Below are 24,287 nucleotides of genomic sequence, written 5' to 3'. Positions count from 1 at the left end.
AAAGGCATAGTGCGGGACGGTCGGGCTGGGCAGGATATCGAGCATCAGGCTGCCCTCTTTCGAACAAGTGCGTCATGGGTAATGCGCTCGTGGGTGGCGAGCACGAGCTCCTGCCGGCGGATCAGGCGGACGACAGCCCGGAAGCCGCGACCACGAAGACCGGTCCGCTCTGCCAAATCACCGATCCGTCCCGCGCCAACCATTCCGCTGATCACGGATCGAACCTCCGCATCTGCCTCCGGGTCAGACTGTCGCACCGACTGGATGAGTTCGGCATTGTGAACTTCGATGGGATCGAGATGCTTCTCGGTCATGACACCGACCTGATCCGCGAATTCCGGTAGCACTTGTGACGCGATCAGGCGTACTGTCTGACGGAAGTCGAGATTCGCGGCTTTCCGCGCCGACCTTACAATCAACGCGATTCGGCTGCCGTTCCGGAGCGAGACCCGGAAGTCGAAGAAATGCGTGCGCAACGCGCCATCCCGGTCGGTCCATCGATGCGGCAGCTGGTTCTCGAGATCGATCACCTCCGGCCGAGCCAGCATGACGAGCGCGACCTGCATCTCGGTGTGGCTCTCGACCTGCATCGTCCTGCCTGCGCCTTCTCCGAACACGAGCGTGCCGGAGAAGTGGTGCTTCGCACCCATCGCGATCCTGCGGGCGGCGGAGGGGGGTTCCGGTAGCTGCAAATATTGGTCTGATTGGGCGTTCATTGTGGCCGTTTTCCGTTTCGAGGTGTACTGCGGCCCAAGCCGGTGGGGGCTTCTGGGTCCTGCGGGCCGGCGGGAGAGGTGAGGGTTGCGTCGTCGTGCCAAGAACGTTGCGCCATCTGCCGCCCTGCAAAGCGGAAGCGCGCGACTTTCTTTGAAGCGCTTGTTACGAATTGCTTCTTTTCCCTCAGAGCGCGGTTGAACCCGTCGGCGAGCGCGCTCCGGCGGTCTCGGGCCGTGCGACTACTCGCGGAGCAGGCGGGTGAGGGCGCGCTCGGCCGCAACCCGATCCAGCGTCGCATCGCGGGCGAGCAGGAAGCCGTGGAGCGTCTCCTGCAGGCGCAGGAGCGCCTCGCCGCGCGGGCTGTAGACCGGGATGTCGCGCACCTCGCCCTGCTGGCCGTCGGCATCGTAATGCGTCTCCACGAAGCGCCGCTCGCGAGTGACGATCTCTCGACCGAGGTCAGTCTCGACGATTCCGCGCAGCACCTCGAAGGAGTCCGCGTCACGAACATCGAAAGGATCCCGCTCGGCCAGCCGGCACAGGGTCCGTTTCGCGAAACCGAAGTCGCGGATGTTGCCACCAACATAGACGGCGTGCGCCATGGCGCTGAGCTCGCGTCCAAGACGGACGGCCTCGGTCGCCAGTTCATCGAGCGAGGGGGCGGTCGCAGGGGTGATCGTCATTTCAGCCTCTCAGCAGTGCCCGGCAATGGCGGCCGGGCGTCAAGGCTCGATCCCTGGCGGGATCGAGAGAGAGAGAGCCATCAGGCCGCGATCGAGGCGCCTGTGGTGTCGTTCCGTCCCGGCCGATCCGCCGCGGTGTCGATTTCGCGCAGCAGGTCTTCCAGCAGGTCCGTGAGCACGCAGATTGTCTCGACCTCCGCCGAAGCCGGATGAAGCTCCGAGAAGAGCCCGATACCGAAATCATCCAGGTCCTGCACGTCGTGGAGGCTGAGCAACCGGTGAAAACCGGCCAGGTCCCGCTTGATGCGGTGATCGATACGCGTCGCTCCTTCGAGATGGAGGGCGCAGGAGACGACCCGCGCCTCGGCGGCCGCGCCCCCGATCATCGATGCCGCCATGGCAACTTGATGACCGTGATCGAGAAAGAAGGACCGAACCCGGCCGAGGACGTCGCGGGTGTCTTCCGTGGTGAGAGAGTCGAACATTGCTTCGCTCTTGCTCTATACGCTGCACCAGTGCGGCAGCTTCAAGTTGCCCTTCGCGCTCCTTCCTGCGGGCGGTTGGTCGATGTCTAAAACTCATATTGGCTGGTTGTTCGGAGAACGAAGCGCATTTCTTGCGAAAGGCAAAAGAAAATTTGGATGAGCGTCTGTATGGCGCGCGAACTTGGGCTTGACTCCTACATTCAGGCAGGGCCTGAACGACTGGAGGTAGAGGTACTCGTCTTCCAGTTTCGTTGCGCTCGACGAAGGCGTTTTCGCCGGACGACGGTGCTCGACCAAAGCGAGACCCATCGCGGTTCGTCGGTGATGCGGGGGAAGCATCGGGTTTGGTCACCCCTGCCACGCGATGGGTATCCATCGACGGGACCGACATCAGGTTACCCAGGTGGCACCCTGATCGGGCGCGGACCAATCCGACACTCCTACGCCATGTCTTGGAACGCACTCGTCCGCTCCCCAGAGCGAACCAGTCTCGGGCGGCCGCCCGCCACGGGACAGCTGGCACAGAGTGGCACTGCCGGAGAAGGGCGGTACAGGTGAATCGTGAGTTCACGTCTTGACTGTATCATCTTGAGGCAGTAAACGTTACGTCAACAATCACCTTCTCACGGAACTCGCCTCATGTGTAAGATTCCCCGAGACCACCGGCAGCTGTGCCATTCGCGGGGCGTGTCCTCGCTCCGAGTGGTGGCCACCGCACCCTTCATCTCGGACGGGCGCCCCTTGTTGCGGCTTTCGCGCCCTCTCGTCACCGCCCGCCTCACAGTCTGTGCGCTGCGATCCGCCGTCTGCAGGCGTGAGGTCAGACCATGAACATGCCCGCCCTCACCCCCCAAATGATGACGGCGCAGGACCGCCGTGACGCCTGGTTCCAGCGCGAGCTTATCGGCTATGGATTGGCCGCCAACAGCGATTACTCTGCCACCTGGGACTACGGACATGAGATTCTGGAACTTCTCGCCTCCCGTTTTCGTGCGATCGAACTGATTCTCGGAACAGAGGAAGTCGCGCCACATCTCCTTGCAATGCTGCACGGGCCTGACGTCGAGGGCGAGACATGGCAGGAAGCGTTTGAAACCTATGATCCTGTCCTGACGCCGCACTGGACCGGCACCAAGCTGATCGACAACGCGGGCATCTATGGCCTTTACGGTGTCACTCCGGCCAATGTTCCGATGGAGGGCCGCGCGACATGGATTGATGCGCTGGCTCAGCAGCTTGATCAGTTCCGGCGGGTGACGCAGCCCGAGCCACAGGGAGTGATCGCCAGGATCATCAATCTCGCCCTTTCCCGTCACGCGATTGACACTGGTGAGGGTGATGTCGAGCTGCAGTCGCTCGCACTGCTCGGCGGCGTTACGGAAGGTCGGATCCGGAACATCCTTTCCAGCGGCGATGGCGGGTTGGAGAAGGTTGGGCAGCGCGTGACGGCTGTCAGCGCCGCGGGGTGGCTGAAGGGGCGCAAGGAGTTCTTTGCGTCGATTTGGCAGAGGCCTGATGAGGCCGCGCCTGAGGCGCACAGCGCCGACTTCTCGGACGATGTGGTGTTCGTGCCGGTAGCCGCGGATGGCAGCATCTTCCATCCCGGCCTCGCGCGGGGCGGCAAGTTCATGATCGGGGCCAAGGGAGAGGAGGTTCAGCGTCCGTCTTTCGACGATGCTCTTGCTGCCTTGCAGAAGATGGCTACGCCGCGCTGGCGCCGTCCGAACGAGGCCGGGAACTGGGGCATCGTCTCGGGGCGCGACTGGAAGCGAATCGAGCGCCGCCAGCTGATGCTGATGTAATTCGGAGTTCATGATGCGTTTCGTTGCAGAGGATCTGCTTGCCGCCCTTCTCGAGACCACGCCTCGCCCGACCGCACAGGCGCCGCGCGACGGGCGCGGACTTTATGGCCTCGTCGATCATCTTGGAGACCTTCGTTACATTGGCTCGACCAGTTCGACCGCCCAGACCTTCTACGAGCGGATCCACCGGCGCCATCGCACCGGTTCGGAAGGCATGAGCCACTACTTCTCGCAGATGTACAACACCGGCCGAATGTGGCGCGACCGCAAGGATCCGATGACGAAGGCCGATGGCGACCTCGCCAAGGCGCTGCGCAATGAATTTGTCGTCGATCACTGTCGCGCGGTCTGGCTGCCGCTGCCGGATACGGCGGACATTCCGCGCCTGGAGGCCGAGGTGCTCTCCCTTGCGCCTGATCACGCCATCGCATGGAACCGGCGCAAGATGCCGACCTACGATGAACCGGCCGATCTCGTCGAAGCCACGCTGTTCCGGCTCAGATGGGGTGAGCGCGAACTGGCGGCCATCGAACGCCAGCGCGAGCGCTTTCTTGGCGCCAAGCCAAGCGCCGCCACGGCACCTGCGCCAAAGCCGGCAGCCGTCCTGCAGGTGAACATTCCGAGTTTTCCGAAAGGGCCTTTCCGCTTCTTCACTCTGGACGTGGAGACAGCCAACAACGACCGCGGCAGCATCTGCCAGATTGGCGTCGCCTGCGCGCGGCCCGACAATTCCATCGAGACCTGGCTGACCTATGTCGATCCGCAGGTGGACCGCTGGGTACTGACCTGGCTGCACGGGATCAGCGTCCACACGGTTCAGGGGGCTCCAACCTTTCCCGAGGTGCTGTCGGTCCTGCGGGAAGCCTTGGAAGGCCACATTGTTTATCAGCACTCAGGTTTTGATCGCACCGCGATCGCGGCCGCATGTGGGCGCTGCGGCCTTCGGCTTCCGCAGTGGGATTGGCGCGACAGTGTTCATGTGGCCCGCGCCGCCTGGCCCGAGCTGCGAGGCAATGGTGGCCATGGACTCGCAAGCCTCAAGCGGCATCTCGGGCTTGTGTTCGATCATCATGATGCGGGCGAAGACGCCCGCGCATGCGCTGAGGTGGTCATTCGGGCAGAGAATATCCAACGGGTCAGGTTTCGGCCGACGGTGCATCCGGCTCCGACGTGGCTTGGCAACGGCGACGATCTCGACCTGATCGAGGATCTTGAGGAGGCAGCGATTCCCGCTCATCCCTCGCCAGCAGCTCCTGTCCCAGTCTTCGAGCAGCCTGCGCTCGCCTCGCGTCGCATCGGTGAAACGGTAATCACCCAAGGCAATATTGATAACAGCCACATCTATCTCAGGAGCTTCTTCGAGATGTTTCCTGCAGATGCGATTGGGGGATCGAGCCGGGCTATTGCGGCGTCGCGCGAGATCGCCGTTGATTGGGGTGGCAGCACGATGGTGATGACGGACCTTGACGGCCCGAAGCGCTTTTTCCGCAAGCGGGCCTGGATCCGGGACTTCTTCGAACGGAACGAAATCCGCGCAGGTGATACGGTCGTCGTCGAGGAAATCGGCGCCTACAGGTACCGGGTGGCACTCGAAGCCCGCTCCGCAAGCAGTGCGGCTGGGGGACACGCCGAGGCAGGTGCGGGGCGGAACCAGCCCGACTTCACTATGAGCTGATCCGCGCCACGGAGCTTTCAGAATAGCCGGTATGTCGCAGGCGCCGTTCGACAAATCGCACCGGTATTCCAGCATCGCGCTTGGTAAACAGCCAAACGTGTCGCTTTTCGGGTTCTAAGGCCTGCGGCTGGCAACGGATCATCGATGTGGGGTGGACCCACTTCGCGTCAGCCCGCCGGGCCGGCTTTGGGCAACTTCACAGCGTGGATGCTCGACCCGGCGGGTACCTCGTCCATCCTGATGTCGGCCTCGCCCACTGCCAGCTCGACTTCTCTGCCATGAAGCCATGCCGCGACGATATCCCGTGAGGCCGCAACACTCTCTTGATTCCTCAATCCGCATTCCCAGACCGTTGCAACTCGCCAGCCGCCACTCAGCAGCGCGGATCGCGCTGCCTCGTCTCGCGCCACGTTCGCCTTGAACTTCGCTGCCCAGAACTCGGGCCGCGTCGCTGGCGTCGTGGAGTATCGACACTTTGAATGCCGGTGCCAGAAGCAACCGTGAACAAAGATGACTGCCCGGTACTTCGGCAACAGGAGATCCGGCTTTCCAGGGATCTCCTTGGCGTGCAGGCGGTAGCGGAACCCCAGTCCGTGCAGGGCTCGGCGGAGGACCAGCTCCGGCTTGGTGTCCTTCCCGCGGATCCCGGCCATCATGCGCGAGCGGGTCTGACTGTCGACTACGTCGGGCACTTGCCGCCTGGCCTCGGCCTATGGACCTGGTATAGAGCCATTGATCTGAATTCGAGGGGTTTCTGACTTGCCAGCCACTTTCGGCGTCGTCGATCTGTTTGCAGGCCCGGGTGGACTGGGTGAGGGGTTTGCCTCCCATGATATAGGCGGCCGAGCGCCGTTTCACATGGGCGTCTCGGTCGAAAAGGAGGCATCGGCCCATCGAACGCTGACGCTGCGGGCCTTTCTTCGCTCGTATCGTTCGCGTCACGGTGCCCTGCCGGCCTCCTATTTAGAGTACCATGCCGGGCTGACGGACGAGCCTGACTGGGCCGAGGTCGACGCCGCCTCTTGGGCCCGGGCGACGGCGGAAGCACGCCGCCTCGAGCTGGGTGTCGATCCGGCAGCCGAGGTCGTCGACGAGGCTGTTGGGAAGCTGAGCCGAACATTCGACGACACCATCCTGATCGGTGGCCCGCCCTGCCAAGCATACTCTTTGGTGGGGCGAGCTCGGTCCCGTGGCAATGCGCACTACGTCCCGGAGGAAGACCCGCGTCACTTTCTCTTTCGGGAATACATCCGGGTACTGGACAGGGTTCGCCCCGCGGCCTTTGTGATGGAAAATGTCAAGGGCATGCTGTCGTCGACTGTCGAGAGCCGACTGGTCTTCGAGATGCTGATGGAAGACCTCGCCTCGCTCGGCACGGGGCATGGCAATCTGTACGAGCTCCGCGCGATCCGCATCGCCGATGGAAAGGCCTCATTGCGGGAAGCAGCCAGACCATCCGACTTCATCGTGCGCGCGGAGGAGTTCGGAGTCCCGCAACGTCGCCATCGCGTCATCATCGTCGGGCTTCGGGCGGATGTTGCAGCCCGGGCAGCCGGTGCCAGCATCCTGGTCCCTGACACCACTCGCACGGTCGGGGAGACCATCGGCAACATGCCGTCTCTGCGCAGTGGCATGAGCCGCACAGCCGACAGCGCTGCCGCGTGGCGCAGGGAGGTCGTGCGTTCCGCGAAACTCCTCGCCAGGATCAGCAAGAACGAGGAGCACGGCGCTTTGCAGGATGCCTTCCGCGAAGTTGCTGAACTCCTGGAGGGCAGCGCGCCCATCGGGCGTGTGAGCACGATGCTTCCAGCCGGCTATGGAACCTCGAACAACGGCCTGATGCGTTGGCTGGAGCATCCGGAACTGCGCGGGCTGGCCCAGCACGGAACGAGGGGTCACATGGCGACCGACCTTGGCCGCTACCTGTTCGCCGCAGTGTTCGGACGGGAGCGTCGCTACAGCCCCAAGGCGGCTGACTTCCCTTCTGTGCTCAGCCCCGATCACAGGAGTTGGCACAGTGGTGCCTTCAACGACCGCTTTCGAGTTCAACTCGCCGACGAGCCTGCGACAACGGTGACCAGCCACATCTCCAAGGACGGACACTATTTCATCCATCCAGACCCGTGGCAGTGCCGAAGTCTGACGGTGCGGGAAGCCGCTCGGCTTCAGACATTCCCCGACGACTACCTGTTCCTCGGCAATCGGACCCAGCAGTATGTCCAGGTCGGAAATGCGGTGCCGCCGTTCCTGGCACGCCAGATCGCAGCGCTACTCCACGCGTCCCTGACGCACGACGGCCAAAAGGTCGCAGCGCCTCGCTTTCGTCCTCAGGGTGCCTTGTGACCACCAGCCACTTCGTCTCAATGTAGATGGAGTTAACCTCGCAAGGGTTGCGCATGGACAAGATCGCTGTTTCAAGATGGGCAGATGCCACCCCTCACGCGGCGGCATTGATCGAGGGGCTCAGGGATATCGGATATTCCCTTGAAACGGCCATCTCCGACATCATCGACAACTCGATTACGGCCGGTGCTCACCAGATCGACATCGTCACTGAGACCTACGCCGACGAGCCCTACATCGCAGTTATAGACGACGGCGGGGGTATGACGGAGGAAGAACTGGTCGCCGCAATGCGCCCGGGCAGCCGGAACCCTTTGGCGACACGCGATGAGCCAGATCTCGGGCGGTTCGGCTTGGGCTTGAAGAGCGCAAGCTTCTCCCAGTGCCGCCGACTCACGGTCGTCTCGCGAAGATCAGGGCAGACCAGTGCAGCCATCTGGGATCTTGATGAGGTTGCCGATCGAAACCAGTGGACGGTGCAACTGCCCGACAGCTTCGAGGGGATACCCGGAATCGAAAGGCTGGGCGTGAACGGCACCCTTGTTCTCTGGCAGAAGCTTGACCGACTCACTGGCGGCTATTCACACAATGCTGCCAAGCGTGCCGAGGTGATCAATCAGCGGATCGCCGAAACCGAACGCCACCTCCGCCTCATCTTCCATCGGTTCATGGAGGATCCGAAGCCGCTGCGCATCTTCTTGAACGGGCGGCTGCTGCGCCCGCTCGATCCCTTCGCGCGAAAGAACCCGGCCACCATCGCGGACCCCGAAGAGAAGCTGACCCTGATCAGGGGCGATGTGGAGATCCAGAGCTTCACCCTTCCGCATCACAAGCAGATGGCGAAGGCGAACTGGGAGGATATCGGCGGGCCGGAGGGTCACCTGAAGTCTCAAGGATTCTATCTGTATCGAGGCAAGCGGCTGATTCTCCACGGCACTTGGTTCGGCCTGTGCCGACAATCGGAATTGACGAAGCTGTCGCGTGTCAGGATCGACATTCCCAACAGCATGGATGCCGACTGGAAGATCGACGTCAAGAAATCCTCGGCACAGCTCCCGCCTGTCGTTCGCGACCGCCTGAAGAAGGTCATCGAACGTATCCATGCCGGATCGAAGCGCACCTACAGAAAGCGCGGCCAGAGGCTGGTTGATCACGAGCGGCTGCCAATTTGGCACCGGATACAGGCCGACGCACAGATCCGTTACCGACCGAATGTCGAGCATCCGGCATTCGCCGACTTTGCCGAAAGGCTGCCGCAGGACCTGAGGCGCGGCTTCTTCAACTGCATTGCGCTGGTCGGGGCGTCGCTACCAATCGAGACGCTCCACGCCGACATGGCTGGCACGGCCGAACAGATCGTTCCCGACCGGGTTGATGAGGACACGCTGACTCAGGCCGTGCAAGCAACCCTCTCCGTCCTCCTCGCGTCGGGCAAGGACCTGAAGGAAATCACTTCACTGATGAAGGACGTCGATCCGTTCAGATCGGCTTGGGAGGATACCGAGCGCATCATCGCGGCGACGATCGAGACGAAGGAAGACAAATGAATCAGACTCTGAGTAGCCTTGAGGGCATGACATCCGTGTTCATGGCGTCTCAGCCCGGCCCTCATACCGCACAGTCGATCCGGGAGATCATAGCCCAGCTGCGCGTCCTGCCAATGTTCGCTGGAAAAGTCGAAGATGACGACGCTGAGGAACTCGCTCGCCTGATCGAGGAGAAACACGGCATCAGCATGGGCCTTGGCGCCGTGGTGGCGGAAGAGTTTCGGCCTTGGCTAAAGGACGCCAGGATCAACGGCGAAGTCGGTGACTTCTACTGGAGCCGTTACCGAAGGCTTCTCAGCCTCAACGGGCTGCCGAAATCAGTGATCGACGCTACTGACGGCGTGACGGATCAAATATTGGACCGCCTTGGTGATCCGCGCGACTCGAGCCCGTGGAGGCGCCGGGGCATGGTCGTGGGGCATGTTCAGAGCGGAAAGACCGCGAACTACACCGGACTGATCTGCAAGGCGGCGGATGCAGGCTATCGCCTGATCGTCGTCATTGCAGGCATCCACAACAACCTGCGCAACCAGACTCAAGCGAGGATCGATGAGGGTTTCATCGGCCGAGATACCGGGCGGCTGGCCCATGCCAACAGGGGACAGCGCCAGAAGATCATTGGCGTCGGCCAGTTCGATCAGCGGGAGTTCCCGGTCTCTCTAACCAACACCCTGCGCGACTTCAACAAGGCGACGGCCACCACGAACACCAGCCAGATCGGCTCATACAGCGTGCCCGTGGTGTTGGTCATCAAGAAGAATTCGAGCACGCTGAAGAACCTGCTCGAGTGGCTGAGGGAGCATTCCGTCCATCAAGGAACGCAGATGGTCAGCCAGCCGATGCTGCTGATCGACGACGAGGCCGACAACGCCTCGATCAACACGGCGTACGCCCGCGACGAGGTCACGCGCATCAATGGCCAGATCCGCGAGTTGCTCTCGCTGTTTCACCGCAGCTGCTATGTCGGCTACACGGCGACGCCCTTCGCCAACATCTTCATCGATCCCGACACCGACGACGCGACGCTGAAGCAGGACCTGTTCCCGCGGCACTTCATCATCGGCCTCGACGCACCATCGAACTATTTCGGTGCGCAGAAGGTGTTCCTCGATGCCCGTGATCAGCACGTCCGCCTGATCGACGACAACGAGGATATCCTGCCGATGAAGCACAAGATCGACCATCCGGTCGAAGTGCTGCCAGAAAGCCTTGTTCGTGCCGTTCGAGCCTTCATTATCGCACGTGCCATCCGGAATGCGCGGGGCCAGCAAGCCGCGCATGCCTCGATGCTGATCAACGCCTCGCGCTTCACAGACGTCCAAGGACGATTGCGGTCGCGGGTGGCGGATGTGGTTGGCCGCATCCGGGACGCCGTTGCGGTCGATGCCGGCAAAGGCCGTGCCGCCCTGCGCAACCCTGAGATTGCGGTCCTGCATGAGGTCTGGACGGCCGAATACGCGGAAGCGGATGGTGCTGACTGGCCTGCTGTCCAGGCACGCCTGCACGAGGTTCTGGTCGCTGCCCGTGTGATCGAGGTCAACGCGTCGAGGCGATCGCAGCCGCTCGACTATGATCAGCACGGCGAACACGGTGTGACGGTGATCGCCGTCGGAGGCTTCTCCCTCTCGCGTGGGCTGACGCTCGAGGGGCTGACCGTCAGCTATTTCCTACGCAATTCCATGATGTACGACACGCTCATGCAGATGGGGCGCTGGTTCGGGTACCGGCCGGGCTACGAGGATCTGTGTCGAGTATGGATGCCGGCGGACGGGGTCGGCTGGTATGCCCACATCCATGAGGCGATGGACGACCTTCAAGCCCAGCTGAAGCGCATGGAACTTGCAAAGGCCACACCGGAGCAGTTCGGTCTGGCGGTTCGCAGTCACCCGGAAGCGCTCATCGTGACGGCACGCAACAAGATGGGGACCGGAAAGGAGTTGCCCGTCAGGGTTGGGCTCGCCGAAAACCTGATCGAGACCACCCGTATCGTTCTGGACAGTGCTCAGCTTAGCGCGAACCTTCGTGCGGGAGAGGAACTCGTGTCTCGTTCAATCTCGGCAGGCATCTCGCTCGCAGAGCGGCCGAGGGGCCACCTTCTGCAAGGGGTGGCCGTGAAGCTGATCATGGATTTCCTGCGCGGATATCGCGCCGAACCCGGTCTTCGGCCTGTCAATCCTCTCACCGATCCGAAGCTGATCAATGACTACATCGACGTCCGTGCAGAAAGCGAACTTGCAGAATGGGACGTTTTTATCGCCAGTTCTACACGAAAGGACATGCACCCCCTTCCTTTTGCGGGTCTCGAAATCTTGCCTAATGAACTGTCGGTGGATCCGGACCTTGCCAGGGAGGGCGTTCTTGCGTTCAGCGGCGCCAGCCGCCGGATTGGCTCAGCTGAGGATGAGAGTGAAGGGTTGACTGACACTCAGATTGCGGATGCACGGGAAGCATTTCGCCTTTCACGGCCTGATCAGAGACTTCCCAAGACCGTCAACCCGCGGATATACAGGCAAGTTCCCGGCCGACGCCCGTTGCTGATCCTTCGGCTTGTCAAGCCCAAGCTGGATTTGCCGCATGTGCCGAAGGGTATTCTCACGTGGGGATTGTCATTCCCTTCAAGCGCAATCGATGGCGGAACCGTGGAATACGTCGTCAACACGATCCGCATGCGAGAGATGTTCGGCGAGGAAGAGATCGACGAGGAGGCGCTTGGCGATGCCGAATGACACGCCATGGTCCGGCCTCGAGGCCGGAAAGGTGGACACACGCCGGGTTGCGGCCTCCGCACGATGGAACTGGTTCTGGGCGGTAATGCCGCGCGCCGATGCTGCCTTGGTTCTGCAACTGACGGAACTGCCGGAACCGGCACCGGAACTGCCGAGCCTCCGGAACCTCGAGATCCGGTTCCAGACTCTGCCCGGGGGACCGATTCTCTACATCCGGCTCAAGGACGACGCGCAGCGTGAGCTGTTCGAGACCCTCTGCCGCGATGTGATGGCGGCGGGCGAGCTTGCCGAGACCGAAGCCGAGGTACTGGAGCGCGCTATCGGCCGCACCTTCCGCTGGCACTACCTGCTGCGCGGCGGAAAGCCGGAAGTCCTGTCGGAGGAGGCTCAGAAGGGCCTGATCGGCGAAATCGAGGTGCTGAAGCTGCTGATCGGGACGATCGGAGCGAAGCCAGCCCTGACCGCATGGACTGGCCCTTCAGGGTCACCCAAGGACTTCGAGCTCAAAGCCGACTGCATCGAGGTGAAGGCAAGACGCGGAGCGTCGCAGCCCTTCGTAAAGATCGCGAACGAACACCAGCTGGCGGACGTGCCGGATCGGCGCTTGTGGCTGGCTGTGCTGGCCGTTGACCAGGTGCAGCCGCCGCATGGCCGAACGCTGACTGAGTACGTGTCGGAGGTCACCGGGCTGCTGGAACAGCGTGAGCCATCCGCCATCACGGACTGGGACCTGCACCTGGCCGATGCGGGCTATGACGTCCTGCACGACTACTCGGCGTGGCGATGGATTGTCTCGGCACCCGACTTCCATGCCGTGCCCGAGGTCTTCCCGAGGATCGCCGCCACGGTTCCCCTCGGCGTGTCGTCCGTGTCCTATGCGCTTGCGCTGTCTGCCTGCACCCCCTTCCGGGCTGAATGGGACGACGTTCGAGCGGGTCTGATCGAGGAGGTCCAGGCTTGAACGAGCTCGAGGATTACCATCGAAACCTCATGGCCGATATCCGCCGCGAGGCAGACGCCAGTGGCATCTTCCCTGTGGAAGCCTTCTTTGACCGGATGGCCGAGCGGTTGACCGAGGCAGGCGAACTGGATGTCGCCGATCGTGCCTACTACCAAGGCGGAGAGGGCGGTCAGAGGCTGCGGATCGATGGCTATGCGGGCGACCCACGCGACGGCGAAGGTGTTCTGGGCCTGATCGTCTGCGACTTCGCGGACAGCGACAAGGTCCAGACCTTCGGCAAAGGGGATGTTCCCCCGATCCTGAACCCGCTGATCCGTTTTCTCAAGAAGGCCAGAACCGAAGAGTTCCGGGACTCGCTGAACGAGGCGAACCCCGCATTCCAGGTCTCGGACCTGATCATTGCCACGTGGCCACAGGTCACAAAGGTCAAGCTGATCCTTATCTCCAACCGGCAGTACATCGGCCGCGGGGATACGGTGAAGCTTACGGAGATCGGTGATGTGCCGATCACCTGGTCGGTCTGGGATCTGGCGCGCTTCGAACGGTTCGACCGCTCGGGCCAGGCCCGGGAGGACATGGTCATCGACTTCGCACAGGATTTCGGCGCACCGCTTCCCGCGCTGAAGGCCTCACAGACGGGGGCGGCCCTCGAAAGCTATCTGCTGATCATTCCAGGCGAGCAGCTGGCCGGAATCTACGACAGGTGGGGCGCGCGCCTTCTCGAAGCCAATGTCCGTTCGTTCCTGCAGGCACGAGCCAAGACCAACAAGGGCATCCAGAAGACCATCAAGGAAGAGCCCGAGCTCTTCTTCCCCTACAACAACGGGCTGTCGGCCACGGCCGACGCCGTGTCCTGCGTCAGGACGGACGACGGCATGGCGATTGACTCGATCAGCAATCTGCAGATCGTCAATGGCGCCCAGACGACAGGCTCGATTCACGCGGCGCTGAAAGCCGCCAGGGAGCAACTTCCCCGGGTGTTCGTGCAGATGAAGCTGACGGTAGTTCCCTCGGACCGGTCAGAGGACATCGTTCCGAAGATCTCGGAGTATGCCAACACCCAGAACAAGGTCAACGCGGCCGACTTCTTCTCGAATCACCCGTTCCACATCCGGATCGAGCAGTTCTCTCGCAACGTGATCTTCACCGCACGTGCCGGCGAACGCCACGACAGCAAGTGGTTCTACGAACGGTCCCGCGGGCAGTTCATCAACGCCCGTGCCCGCCTCACGACCGCCCAGCAGAAGAAGTTCGATCTGGAATTCCCGAAGTCGCAGCTCTTCAGCAAGACCGATCTTGCCAAGTTCGAGTTCTCGGCGTCCGGCAAACCGCATATCGTTTCGCGAGGAGCACAGAAGAACTTCGCAGAATTCGCGAAGGACATCGGCGAGACATGGTCCAAGAGCGATTCCAGATACGACGAGCTCTGGTACAAGCGACTTATCTCGAAGGCGATCGTGTTTCGCTGGCTCGAGACGGAGGTGCCGAAACAGCCATGGTACGAAGGTGGCTACAGAGCCAACATCGTGACCTATGCCATGGCCAAGGTCTTTCACGACGCCACGAGCGAGAAGCAGGTGATCGACCTCGACACGATCTGGCGGCGGCAGTCAGTTCCGGACGCACTGCAGCGCGCCCTCCTTCTTGCCGCGGCGGAGGCACACAACGTCATCACCGATCCCCCGGCCGGCGTTCGGAACATGTCCGAATGGGCCAAGCAGCAGGCGTGCTGGAACGGGATGAAGAGCCGTACGCTGAACTATGACGACGACTTCGACACCTGTTTGACGTTGGTCGAGACGGCGCGGTCAGCCGGACGCGACGAGAAGGCGCAAAGGACGATGACAGAGGGCATCAACGCCCAGTCTGAGGTCGTGACGCTGGGGCCGGATTTCTGGAAGGAGGTCCTCGCCTGGGGGCGCGAACGGAAGCGCCTCACGCCGAAGGACCTGCAGATCCTCGAGGTCTGCGCCTCCATGCCGCGTCGCCTCCCTTCCGACCTGCAGTCGCGCCACGCGCTGGGCACACTTGGGCGTATGCGCGATCAGGGGTTTGAGAGCGGGTAGCCGGCATCTTGCCCTCCCTCGTCCGGCTCCTTGCGATGTGGGCCGTTTGGGTGCGCAGCGCGGCGGCTTCGGCAGCACGCGGGATCGTCACCGGGGAGAATGGTCGTACTCCGCCGGCGACGCAGAAGATCGTTGCGGCCGGCGGAGTGCTGCCCTGATCACCCGTGGGAAGGTGCGAAGCGGAGCCCGGCCCCTTTCGCCGCTTTCCCACAACGTCAGGTCCACGGTCCACGAACCCCCGAACCCCGACCCCGGCTGGCATTTCCCCACGAAAAGTGACGTTATGGTGAGATGGCCAGTTCATGGCTGCAGAATGGCCAGGTTATGCCCCAAAACGGCCAGGAATTGCCTGCCGCAACACCCGCCGCCACTCACTCCGGCACGAACTCCAACGCCACCCCGTTGATGCAATACCGCAGCCCCGTCGCGGTCGGGCCGTCGTCGAACACATGCCCCAGGTGCGCGTCGCAGGCCTCGCAGCGGACTTCCGTGCGGATCATGCCGTGGCTGGTGTCGCGATACTCGTCGATGGCGCCGCCCTTGCGGTCGAAGCTCGGCCAGCCGCAATGGCTCTCGAACTTGGCGTCGCCCTCGAACAGGCGCGCGCCGCAGCCGACGCAGGTGTAGTGGCCGGGGCCGTTCGGGAAGCCCGGATGCGAAAAGGGCCGCTCGGTGCCGCCCTGCCGGGTGACGCGGTAGGCCTCGGGCGAGAGCTGCTCGCGCCATTCCTGATCGATCTTCTCCACTTTCACCATGTTCCGCTTCCTCTGGACAGTTCGTCGCTTGCACCACAGATGAGTGGCAGGACGCGCCCCTGCAAGACCCGGCGGGGCCGCCGGATCGAGCGGGGATCGAGGATGCTGCCACTGAGCAGGGGCCGCCATGTCGTGCGGCTGGCCCGAAGCCCCGGCGATCTCCTCGCGGCGCAGCGGCTGAGGGGGGCATGCTTCCGCAAGGTCGGCGTCGATGCCGACGCCTTCGACGCGCTCTGCCGCCATCTGCTGGTCGAGGACCGCGACTCGGGCGCCCTCGTGTGCTGCCTGCGCGTCCTGCCGCTCGCCTCCGGCGCCGGGATCGAGCGCAGCTACTCGGCCCAGTTCTACGACCTGTCGCGCCTCCACGACTGGCCCGGCCCGATGGCCGAGGTGGGCCGGTTCTGCATCCGTCCGGGCCTCGCCGACCCCGACATCCTGCGCGCCGCCTGGGCCGGGCTAACGGCGATGGTGGATTCCGAAGGCATCGGCATGCTCTTTGGCTGCTCGTCCTTTCCGGGCACCGATCCCGCCCCCCATGCCGACGCCCTGGCGCTGCTCAAGGAGCGCCACCTCGCCCCCGCCCGCTGGCGGCCCGGCATCAAGGCGGCGGACGTCTTCCCCTATGCCTGCGCGCTCGACGGTGTCGCCCCGGACCCCGCGCGGGCGCAGGCGGCGATGCCGCCGCTGTTGCGCAGCTATCTCTCGATGGGCGGCTGGGTGAGCGATCATGCCGTGATCGACGCCGCGCTCGGCACGTTCCACGTCTTCACCGGCCTCGAGATCGAGGCCATCCCGCCGGCGCGCAAGCGCCTGCTGCGGGCGCTCGTGGCCGTGGGCTAGAAGCCGAAGCTGAGGCTGCGGACGAGGCCGACGCCGACCGTGACCTGCGTGTCGTCGCGCACGAGCGGCGAATCGGCCGCGTCGCCGAGGAGGCGCTCGGCTTGGAGCCGGCCGAGGACCGCGGTGCGCGGGGTCGCCTGGTAGCGCATCTCGAAACCCGCGATGGCGGATTTCACGCCGCCGTCGGGATCGAAGGCGTCATAGCCGCTGGCCGCCGATTCGCCGGGGGTGACGCCGAAATACGTCCCCATGTAATCGTCGTCGCCATAGGTGGTGGCGAGGCCGCTGGTCAGCGACAGCCGGTCGGTCAGCGGCGTCGTGTAACGCGCGCCGACCTCGCCGACGATGCCGGAATGCCCGCCGAAGCCCTGGCGCAGCGTGGCATAGGCGTCCACGCCCGAGAAGCGGTAGCCGCCCCTGAGGCCCAGCTCCACGGCCGGGTCGATCTCGTCGAGGCCCCGCAGCCGGGGGTCGTCGCCGGTGTCGCGGCCGCCGAGATAGTCGAAGGAGGGCGAGAGGTAGAAGCCGTCGGCCGGGCGACCCGGCGCGGCGTCGGCGCCGAAGCTGAGGTCGCGCAGGATCAGCCACGGGCTCGCCTCGTGGTCATCCGAGCCGGGATAGGTCGGCCCCATGTTCACGCCGAGGCCGAGGTCGAAGCTGAGCACCGGACCACCCGCCTCCTGCGCCGCAGCCGGCAGGGTCGCCGCGAGGGCGAGGCCGAACGCGGCGGCGAGGGTGCGGGGCAGGGGCATCGGCGATTCCTCGGGAGGGGCGAGTCGGCGCAGGGCGCGCTCCACTCCCTCTTGCACCCGGCCCGGCGGCCTCGCAAGATGCAGCGTCAGTGCGGCCCGCGGGCTGTGGCCACATTGCCGCGAGGCCTCAGCCCTCCGCGGTTTCGAGCGCCTCGAGGGCTTCCAGCCACAGCGCCTCGGCCCGCAGCATCGCCTCTCGCGCCTCGGCATGCTTGCGGCCCCATTTCTCGGCCTCGGCCGGGTCGCCATAGACCGCCGGATCGGCGAGCTTGGCGTCCAGCTTCTCCAGCATCCCGGTCAGCTTGCCGACCCGCTCCTCGGCCCGCCGCGCCTCGGCTCGCAGGTCCAGCACCGCCTCGCGCGGGGGCCGTTTCGGCGCGGCCGCGGCGCGCGAGGGGGCCTCCGGCTCGGCCAGCAGCATCCGGCGGTAGTCGTCGAGGTCACCCTGCCAGGGCTTCACCGCGCCGTCCTGCACCAGCCACAGACGCTCCGCCACCAGCCCCAGCAGGTGCATGTCGTGGCTGACCAGCACCACGGCGCCGGAATAGTCGTTCAGCGCCTCCATCAGCGCCTCGCGGCTCTCGATGTCGAGGTGGTTGGTCGGCTCGTCGAGGATCAGCAGATGCGGGGCGTCGATGGTCGCGAGCAGCAGGCTGAGCCGCGCCTTCTGCCCGCCCGAAAGGCTGCCGACCTTCGTCCCGGCCTGCGCCTCCATCAGCCCGAAGCCAGCCAGCCGCGCCCTGAGCCGCGCCGGCGCCTCGTCCGGCCGTAGCCGGCGGACGTGGTCGATCGGCGTCTCGCCCAGCTCCAGCTCGTCCACCTGATGCTGCGCGAAATAGCCGACGCGGAGCTTGTTCGAGCGGGTGACACGCCCCTCCATCGGCTCCAGTCGTCCGGCCAGCAGCTTCGAGAGCGTGGACTTGCCCTGCCCGTTGCGGCCCAGCAGCGCGATGCGGTCGTCCTGGTCGATCCGCAGGTCCAGCCGCCGCAGCACCGCGCGCCCCTCATAGCCGACCGCGACCCCCTCCATCGACACGATGGGGGGCGAGAGCTGGTCGGGCTGCGGGAAGGTGAAGCGGTGCAGCCGCGCCTCCTCGGGCGCGGTGATCGGCTCCATCCGCGCCAGCATCTTGAGCCGCGACTGCGCCTGCGCGGCCTTGGTGGCCTTGGCGCGGAAGCGGTCCACGAAGCTCTGCAGATGCTCGCGCCGCGCGGACTGCTTCTTCGCCTCCGCCGCCTGCAGCGCGCGGCGCTCGGCCCGTGCGCGGGCGAAGGCGTCGTAGGTGCCGGTGTAGAGCGTGAGCTTGCGGTTTTCGAGATGCAGGATCGCGCCCACCGCGCGGTTCAGCAGGTCGCGGTCGTGGCTGATGACGATGACCGTGTGCGGGTAGCGGGCGAGGTAGCCCTCGAGCCACAGCGCGCCCTCGAGGTCGAGGTAGTTCGTCGGCTCGTCCAGCAGCAGCAGGTCCGGTTGCGCGAACAGCACGCCCGCGAGCGCCACCCGCATCCGCCAGCCGCCGGAGAAATCCGAGGTCGGGCGGGCCTGATCCTCGGTCGGGAAGCCGAGGCCCTGCAGGATCGCGGAGGCGCGGCCCTCGGCCGACCAGGCGTCGATGTCGGCGAGCCGGGTCTGCACCTCGGCGATGCGGTGCGGGTCGGTCGCGGTCTGCGCCTCGGCCATCAGCGCCGCGCGCTCGGTGTCGGCGGCGAGCGTGGTGTCGAGGACGGAGACGCCGGAAGCCGGCGCCTCCTGCGCCACGCCGCCGATCCGGGCACGGGGCGGCAGCGCGATCTCGCCGCCGTCGAGCGCGAGTTCGCCCCGGATCAGACGGAAGAGCGTTGTCTTGCCGGCGCCGTTCGGGCCGACGAGGCCGACCTTGTGGCCGGTCGGGATCGTGGCCGAGGCGTTCTCGAAGAGCGGCCTTCCGGCGATGGAAAAGGAGATGTCGTCGATCCGCAGCATCGCGCGGCCATGCCCGACGCGGGCCCGCGCGTCAACGCGGCCCGCGCGGGCCGGGCGTCACTTCAGCAGCGGCATCAGCGCGTCCGCGGGCCAGTTGCGCATTCCGACCAGCGGCTGGTCGCCCGCCTCGCTGAAGACGAAGACCGCCACGTTCTCGCCCGCGACCGCGAGGCGGCAGAAGACGCCCTCGCCCGCCTCCATCACGGCGGGGCATTCGGCCAGGTCGGCATGCAAGACCGTCCCCTCGAAGATCTCGTAGGTCATGGGCAGGGGCGCGGCCGCGTCGGTCTGGGCGAGGGCGGGCGTAGCCGCAAGCAGCAGGGCGGTGGTGATGCGGAGCATCGGGGTTCTCTCGCGCCGGGATACGGCGATGGAAGGTAGATGAGCGATTTTGTCGGGTTCTGTAAAGAAGCGTCCCGCGGCCTGCTGGCGAAGCCCGCGCGCGCGTGCTAGCCGCGTCCGGAGGCTTGGCGAGGCAGCATGGCAAACTCCCTTTCCCCCGCGAGGCGGCAATGACCGACGTGCTGATCGCCGGCGGCGCCGTCATGGGCGCCTCGGTCGCCTTCTGGCTCAAGCGCCTCGACCCAACTCTGTCGGTCACCGTGATCGAGCCGGACCCGGGCTACGCGACGTCCTCCACCGCGCTTTCGGCGGCTGGCATCCGCTCGCAGTTCACCAATGCCGTGAACATCGAGATCAGCCGCTTCGGCATCGACTTCATCCGCGACTTCGCCCGCTACACCGGCCCCGAGGGCGGCGTGCCGGACCTCGGCCTGCGCGAGAACGGCTACCTGTTCCTCGCCTCGACGGAGACCGGCGCGGCGACCCTGGAGAGCCTCGCGGAATTGCAACGCTCGCTCGGCGCCGGGACCGAGGTGCTGGACCCCGCCGGGCTTGGCGCGCGCTTCCCGTGGATGAGCCTCGACGGCATCAGCGCGGGCAGCTTCGGGCCGCGGGACGAGGGGTTCTTCGACAACATGGGCCTGCTCGCGGGGCTGAAGAACGCGGCCCGCGCCGCCGGGGCGGTCTGGCTCCGGGACCGCGTGACGGCGTTCGAGCGCGGGGACGGCCCGATCACCGCGGCGCTGCTGGAGCAGGGCGGGCGGCGCGAGGCGCAGGTCTTCGTCAACTGCGCCGGGCCGCGCTGCGCGGCGCTGATGCGGAGCGTCGGGCTGAACCTCCCGGTCGAGCCGAGGAAGCGCACCGTCTTCGTCGTGGACGCGCCCAAGGCCCGCCACCCGGACGCGCCGCTGATCGTCGACCCGACCGGCATCTGGTTCCGCCCCGAGCATGGCCAGTGGCTCGCCGCAACCGTCCCCGCGACCGACGGTCCCTGCGCCGAGGACGACTTCGACCCTGACCATGCGCTGTGGGAGGATGCGGTCTGGCCCGCCCTCTACACCCGCGCCGAGGGTTTCGCCGAGGCCCGCGTCACCCGCATGTGGGCCGGGCACTACGCCTTCAACACGCTGGACCAGAACGCCATCCTCGGCCGCAACCCGCAGGCGCCGAACCTTTACCACGCCAACGGCTTTTCCGGGCACGGGCTGCAACAGGCCCCGGCGGTGGGACGCGGCATCGCCGAGCAGATCGTGCATGGCGACTGGGTGACGCTGGACCTGTCGTCCCTCGGCGTGCAGCGGGTGCTGGACGGACAACCCTTCGCGGAGGCGGCGATCGTATGAGTTTCACCGTTGCCATCGACGGCCCGGCAGCGGCGGGAAAAGGAACCATCGCCCGCGCCGTCGCGGAGCGTTTTGGTTTCCACCATCTCGACACCGGGCTGCTTTACCGTGCCGTGGGCGTGAAGGGGGGCGATCCGGCTGCGGCGGCGGCGGGGCTGACGCCCGCCGACCTTGAGCGGGGCGACCTGCGAAGCGCCGAAGCGGGTCAGCTGGCCTCGCGCGTGGCGGCGATCCCCGAGGTGCGCGACGCGTTGACCACATTCCAGCGACGCTTTGCGGCGCAGGAACCGGGGGCGGTGCTGGACGGGCGCGATATCGGGACGGTGATCTGTCCCGATGCGGCGGTTAAGATCTACGTGATTGCGGATGACCAGACCCGCGCCGCCCGCCGTGCGGCCGAACTTGGCGCGGACCCCGCCGAGATGCTGGCGCAACTGCGCGAGCGCGACACCCGCGACGGCGCCCGCGCCGCGGCCCCGCTGCGGCCGGCCGAGGATGCCGTGATCCTTGACACCACCGCCATGACCATCGCGCAGGCGGTGGCCGCGGCCGTGGCCCTCGTCAGCGAGAGGCGGGCGGCCGCGGGCTGAGCCGCCGTATGGGCGGGAAAATCCGGTCTCCGGTTGTTCGTGCGAACAACCGGGCAGGTCAGGCCCCGTCGTCCTCCTCGTCGTCTTCTTCCATCCCTTCGGCCGCCGCGTCGTTGATGCCGCCGTCGGCGAGGTCGGTCAGCTTCTCGTCCGCGGCGCCCTCCTGGTCGAGGATCTGCTGCATCATCTCGGCCACCTCGTCCTCGCCCAGAAGCTCCGCGTAGTTCCTCAGCGAGCCGTAGCGGGCGATCTCGTAATGCTCGACCGCCTGGGCCGAGAAGATGATCGCTGCATCCCCCGCGGGCGAGCCCTTGAAGTCGGCGAGGAGCTGGTCGCCCTCCTTCAGGATGCCGTCCATCGCGTCGCATTTCTCGCCCTGGGCTTTCTTGCCAAGCGCCTCGAAGGCCTTTTCCAGCGTAGCGATCTGGCCCTCGGTCTCCCCGCGGTGCTCCTCGAGCGCGGCCTTGAGGTCCTCGTCCTCCGCCGCCTTCACCATCTTCTCGAGCGATTTCACGATCTTGTTCTCGGCGTAATACATGTCCTTGAGGCCATGTTCGAGCAGGTCCTCGAGGGTCTTGGTTTCGCTGGATTTGGTCGCCATGATGAATGTCCTTTCAGAGGCGCCGGCTTGGCCCGGCGCCTCTCAACCCGCAGGTCGGCCTCGGGTTCGACGGCGGCGCAGGCATTTCTGTTCGCGGCGGTTGCCAGGCGCGGGCGCGGCCGCTATAGAACCGGCCGTGTGTTTTCGGCAACGATACGGCCACAACAGGCCACCATCCTCAGGTCGGGCGTCATGCCGCGGCCTTTCGTCGTTGCCCTGACCCGACAACAGACCGGCGGAGACAACCGCCAGGCCGGAACAGCAACCCAACTGAAGGATTTGTCAGCCGCATGGCGAAGCTAGCAAGCATGGAAGACTTCGAGGCGATGCTCAACGAGAGCCTCGAGATCGACACCCCCTCCGAGGGTTCGGTCGTCAAGGGCAAGGTCATCGCCATCGAGGCGGGCCAGGCCATCATCGATGTCGGCTACAAGATGGAAGGCCGCGTCGATCTGAAGGAATTCGCCCATCCCGGCGAGGAGGCGAAGCTCAGCGTCGGCGACGAGGTCGAGGTCTATCTCGACCGGGTCGAGAACGCCCGCGGCGAAGCCTCGATCAGCCGTGAGAAGGCCCGCCGCGAGGAGGCCTGGGACCGTCTCGAGAAAGCCTACGCCGCCGAGGAGCGGGTCGAGGGCGCCATCTTCGGCCGCGTCAAGGGCGGCTTCACCGTCGATCTGGGCGGCGCCGTGGCCTTCCTGCCCGGCTCGCAGGTGGACGTGCGCCCGGTGCGCGACGCCGGCCCGCTGATGGGTCTCAAGCAGCCGTTCCAGATCCTCAAGATGGACCGCCGCCGCGGCAACATCGTCGTCTCGCGCCGCGCCATCCTCGAGGAGAGCCGGGCCGAGCAGCGCGCCGAGGTCATCGCCAACCTGCATGAGGGGCAGGCGGTCGACGGCGTCGTCAAGAACATCACCGAATACGGCGCCTTCGTGGACCTCGGCGGTGTGGACGGCCTGCTGCACGTCACTGACATGGCCTGGCGCCGGGTGAACCACCCCTCCGAGATCGTCTCGATCGGCGAGACGGTGAAGGTGCAGGTCATCAAGATCAACAAGGAAACCCACCGCATCAGCCTCGGCATGAAGCAGCTGCAGGCCGACCCGTGGGATACCGTCGTCCGCAAGTTCCCGATCGGCAGCGTGCATCGCGGCCGGGTGACGAACATCACCGACTACGGCGCCTTCGTGGAGCTGGAAGCGGGCGTCGAGGGCCTCGTCCACGTCTCGGAGATGAGCTGGACCAAGAAGAACGTCCACCCCGGCAAGATCGTGTCCACCTCGCAGGAGGTCGACGTGATGGTGCTGGAGATCGACGAGCAGAAGCGCCGCGTGTCGCTGGGTCTCAAGCAGACCATGCGCAACCCGTGGGAGGTCTTTGCCGAGACCCATCCGCCGGGCACGCAGATCGAGGGCGAGGTCAAGAACATCACCGAGTTCGGCCTGTTCGTCGGCCTCGAGGGCGACATCGACGGCATGGTCCACCTCAGCGACATCAGCTGGGACCAGCGCGGCGAGGACGCGATCCAGGACTTCCGCAAGGGCGACACCGTCCGCGCAGTCGTGCAGGACGTCGACTCCGAGAAGGAGCGCATCTCGCTCTCCATCAAGGCGCTCGAGAACGAGGGCATGGCCGAGGCGGTCGAGGGCGTGAAGCGCGGCTCGGTCGTGACGACTACGATCACCGCGATCGAGGATGGCGGCATCGAGGTCGAATACAACGGCATGAAGGCCTTCATCCGCCGTTCGGACCTCGCCCGCGACCGTCAGGACCAGCGTCCCGAGCGGTTCCAGGTCGGCGACCATGTGGACGCCCGCGTGACCAACGTGGACGCCAAGACCCGCCGTCTGGGCCTGTCGATCAAGGCTCGCGAGATCGCCGAGGAGAAGGAAGCGGTCGAGCAGTATGGCTCGTCGGATTCCGGTGCCTCGCTGGGCGATATCCTCGGCGCGGCGCTCAAGAACCGCGGCTGATCGGTCCGCAGGACGCCGACACCATCCCCGCCCGGAGTTTCCCTCCGGGCGGGGATTTTCCCGTGCAGCCGGGCCCGCGGCAATATGGGCGGCGCTGCAACCAATCGCGGCCGCCCGCGTTGCCTG

20 protein-coding genes are annotated in these 24,287 nt (G+C 65.3%); 11 read left to right on the top strand and 9 right to left on the bottom strand.

Features of this window, described 5'->3' with window-relative positions; genetic code table 11:
• Positions 1 to 44: 44 nt before the first annotated feature.
• From GI374_RS07480 to GI374_RS07470, 3 genes are all read right to left on the bottom strand, one after another.
• Complete coding sequence (locus tag GI374_RS07480) at positions 45 to 716, bottom strand: hypothetical protein (protein ID WP_154336404.1); 672 nt, start codon at positions 714 to 716, stop codon at positions 45 to 47.
• A 240-nt stretch (positions 717 to 956) separates the two neighbouring features.
• Complete coding sequence (locus GI374_RS07475; RefSeq protein ID WP_154336403.1) at positions 957 to 1,400, bottom strand: hypothetical protein; 444 nt, start codon at positions 1,398 to 1,400, stop codon at positions 957 to 959.
• An 80-nt stretch (positions 1,401 to 1,480) separates the two neighbouring features.
• Positions 1,481 to 1,885: a hypothetical protein gene (locus GI374_RS07470; protein WP_154336402.1), complete on the bottom strand. Its 405-nt coding sequence runs from the start codon at positions 1,883 to 1,885 to the stop codon at positions 1,481 to 1,483.
• An 827-nt stretch (positions 1,886 to 2,712) separates the two neighbouring features.
• On the opposite strand from GI374_RS07470, the gene GI374_RS07465 reads away from it, so the two are divergent.
• A complete protein-coding gene (locus tag GI374_RS07465; protein ID WP_154336401.1) occupies positions 2,713 to 3,687 on the top strand; it encodes a hypothetical protein in 975 nt (324 codons plus the stop codon).
• Between the two features lie 13 nt (positions 3,688 to 3,700).
• Positions 3,701 to 5,362: an exonuclease domain-containing protein gene (locus tag GI374_RS07460; RefSeq protein WP_154336400.1), complete on the top strand. Its 1,662-nt coding sequence runs from the start codon at positions 3,701 to 3,703 to the stop codon at positions 5,360 to 5,362.
• 167 nt (positions 5,363 to 5,529) lie between these two features.
• Here the strand turns inward: GI374_RS07460 and GI374_RS07455 are convergent, their stop codons facing one another.
• The gene (locus GI374_RS07455; protein ID WP_370515211.1) at positions 5,530 to 6,015 is read right to left on the bottom strand and encodes a very short patch repair endonuclease; all 486 of its coding nucleotides are present in this window, start codon (positions 6,013 to 6,015) and stop codon (positions 5,530 to 5,532) included.
• Positions 6,016 to 6,121: 106 nt separating this feature from the next.
• Between GI374_RS07455 and GI374_RS07450 the strand changes: the two genes are divergently transcribed.
• The 5 genes from GI374_RS07450 to GI374_RS07430 are packed head-to-tail and all read left to right on the top strand — an operon-like array spanning position 6,122 to position 15,005.
• Entirely contained in the window at positions 6,122 to 7,705 is a 1,584-nt protein-coding gene (locus GI374_RS07450) for a DNA cytosine methyltransferase (protein ID WP_154336398.1), read from the top strand.
• 53 nt (positions 7,706 to 7,758) lie between these two features.
• Positions 7,759 to 9,252, top strand: a complete 1,494-nt coding sequence (locus tag GI374_RS07445) for an ATP-binding protein (protein ID WP_154336397.1) — start codon at positions 7,759 to 7,761, stop codon at positions 9,250 to 9,252.
• A gap of 26 nt (positions 9,253 to 9,278) precedes the next feature.
• A complete protein-coding gene (locus GI374_RS07440; RefSeq protein ID WP_229582914.1) occupies positions 9,279 to 11,978 on the top strand; it encodes a Z1 domain-containing protein in 2,700 nt (899 codons plus the stop codon).
• On the top strand, positions 11,968 to 12,939 hold the full coding sequence (locus tag GI374_RS07435) for a PD-(D/E)XK motif protein (protein ID WP_229582912.1): 972 nt from the start codon (positions 11,968 to 11,970) through the stop codon (positions 12,937 to 12,939). The genes GI374_RS07440 and GI374_RS07435 overlap by 11 nt, the downstream gene beginning before the upstream one ends.
• A complete protein-coding gene (locus tag GI374_RS07430; RefSeq protein WP_154336395.1) occupies positions 12,936 to 15,005 on the top strand; it encodes an AIPR family protein in 2,070 nt (689 codons plus the stop codon). Before GI374_RS07435 ends, GI374_RS07430 begins: the two co-directional genes overlap by 4 nt.
• A 371-nt stretch (positions 15,006 to 15,376) precedes the next feature.
• Here the strand turns inward: GI374_RS07430 and msrB are convergent, their stop codons facing one another.
• Positions 15,377 to 15,760 (bottom strand): peptide-methionine (R)-S-oxide reductase MsrB, encoded by a 384-nt coding sequence (msrB, locus tag GI374_RS07425; protein ID WP_154336394.1) that lies wholly within the window; start codon positions 15,758 to 15,760, stop codon positions 15,377 to 15,379.
• 102 nt (positions 15,761 to 15,862) lie between these two features.
• Between msrB and GI374_RS07420 the strand changes: the two genes are divergently transcribed.
• A complete protein-coding gene (locus GI374_RS07420; protein ID WP_154336393.1) occupies positions 15,863 to 16,600 on the top strand; it encodes a GNAT family N-acetyltransferase in 738 nt (245 codons plus the stop codon).
• Here the strand turns inward: GI374_RS07420 and GI374_RS07415 are convergent.
• The 3 genes from GI374_RS07415 to GI374_RS07405 form a co-directional block, all read right to left on the bottom strand.
• Positions 16,597 to 17,352, bottom strand: a complete 756-nt coding sequence (locus tag GI374_RS07415; RefSeq protein WP_195759870.1) for a MipA/OmpV family protein — start codon at positions 17,350 to 17,352, stop codon at positions 16,597 to 16,599. The two genes, GI374_RS07420 and GI374_RS07415, sit on opposite strands and share 4 nt — an antisense overlap.
• Positions 17,353 to 17,479: 127 nt before the next feature.
• Positions 17,480 to 19,315: an ABC-F family ATP-binding cassette domain-containing protein gene (locus GI374_RS07410; protein ID WP_154336391.1), complete on the bottom strand. Its 1,836-nt coding sequence runs from the start codon at positions 19,313 to 19,315 to the stop codon at positions 17,480 to 17,482.
• Positions 19,316 to 19,372: 57 nt separating this feature from the next.
• Positions 19,373 to 19,657 (bottom strand): hypothetical protein, encoded by a 285-nt coding sequence (locus GI374_RS07405; RefSeq protein WP_154336390.1) that lies wholly within the window; start codon positions 19,655 to 19,657, stop codon positions 19,373 to 19,375.
• Positions 19,658 to 19,827: 170 nt separating this feature from the next.
• Here GI374_RS07405 and GI374_RS07400 point away from each other — a divergent pair, with 170 nt between their 5' ends.
• Both GI374_RS07400 and GI374_RS07395 read left to right on the top strand, forming a co-directional pair.
• Positions 19,828 to 21,000, top strand: coding sequence for an FAD-binding oxidoreductase (locus GI374_RS07400; protein WP_154336389.1), 1,173 nt, complete (start codon positions 19,828 to 19,830; stop codon positions 20,998 to 21,000).
• Positions 20,997 to 21,590, top strand: a complete 594-nt coding sequence (locus GI374_RS07395; protein WP_154336388.1) for a d(CMP) kinase — start codon at positions 20,997 to 20,999, stop codon at positions 21,588 to 21,590. The genes GI374_RS07400 and GI374_RS07395 overlap by 4 nt, the downstream gene beginning before the upstream one ends.
• 58 nt (positions 21,591 to 21,648) lie before the next feature.
• Here GI374_RS07395 and GI374_RS07390 read toward each other — a convergent pair whose 3' ends face one another.
• Positions 21,649 to 22,191 (bottom strand): ferritin-like domain-containing protein, encoded by a 543-nt coding sequence (locus GI374_RS07390; RefSeq protein ID WP_154336387.1) that lies wholly within the window; start codon positions 22,189 to 22,191, stop codon positions 21,649 to 21,651.
• Between the two features lie 290 nt (positions 22,192 to 22,481).
• On the opposite strand from GI374_RS07390, the gene rpsA reads away from it, so the two are divergent.
• Positions 22,482 to 24,161 carry a 30S ribosomal protein S1 gene (gene rpsA / locus GI374_RS07385; protein WP_154336386.1) on the top strand — a complete coding sequence of 560 codons (1,680 nt, stop codon included), beginning with the start codon at positions 22,482 to 22,484 and terminating at the stop codon, positions 24,159 to 24,161.
• The last annotated feature ends 126 nt before the right edge of the window (positions 24,162 to 24,287 follow it).

The sequence above is a fragment of the Paracoccus sp. S-4012 genome (assembly GCF_009674885.1).
Taxonomy (GTDB): Bacteria; Pseudomonadota; Alphaproteobacteria; order Rhodobacterales; family Rhodobacteraceae; genus Paracoccus.
The sequence above is the reverse complement of the archived record's forward strand: the minus strand, read 5'-3'. Positions and strand labels throughout refer to the sequence as shown.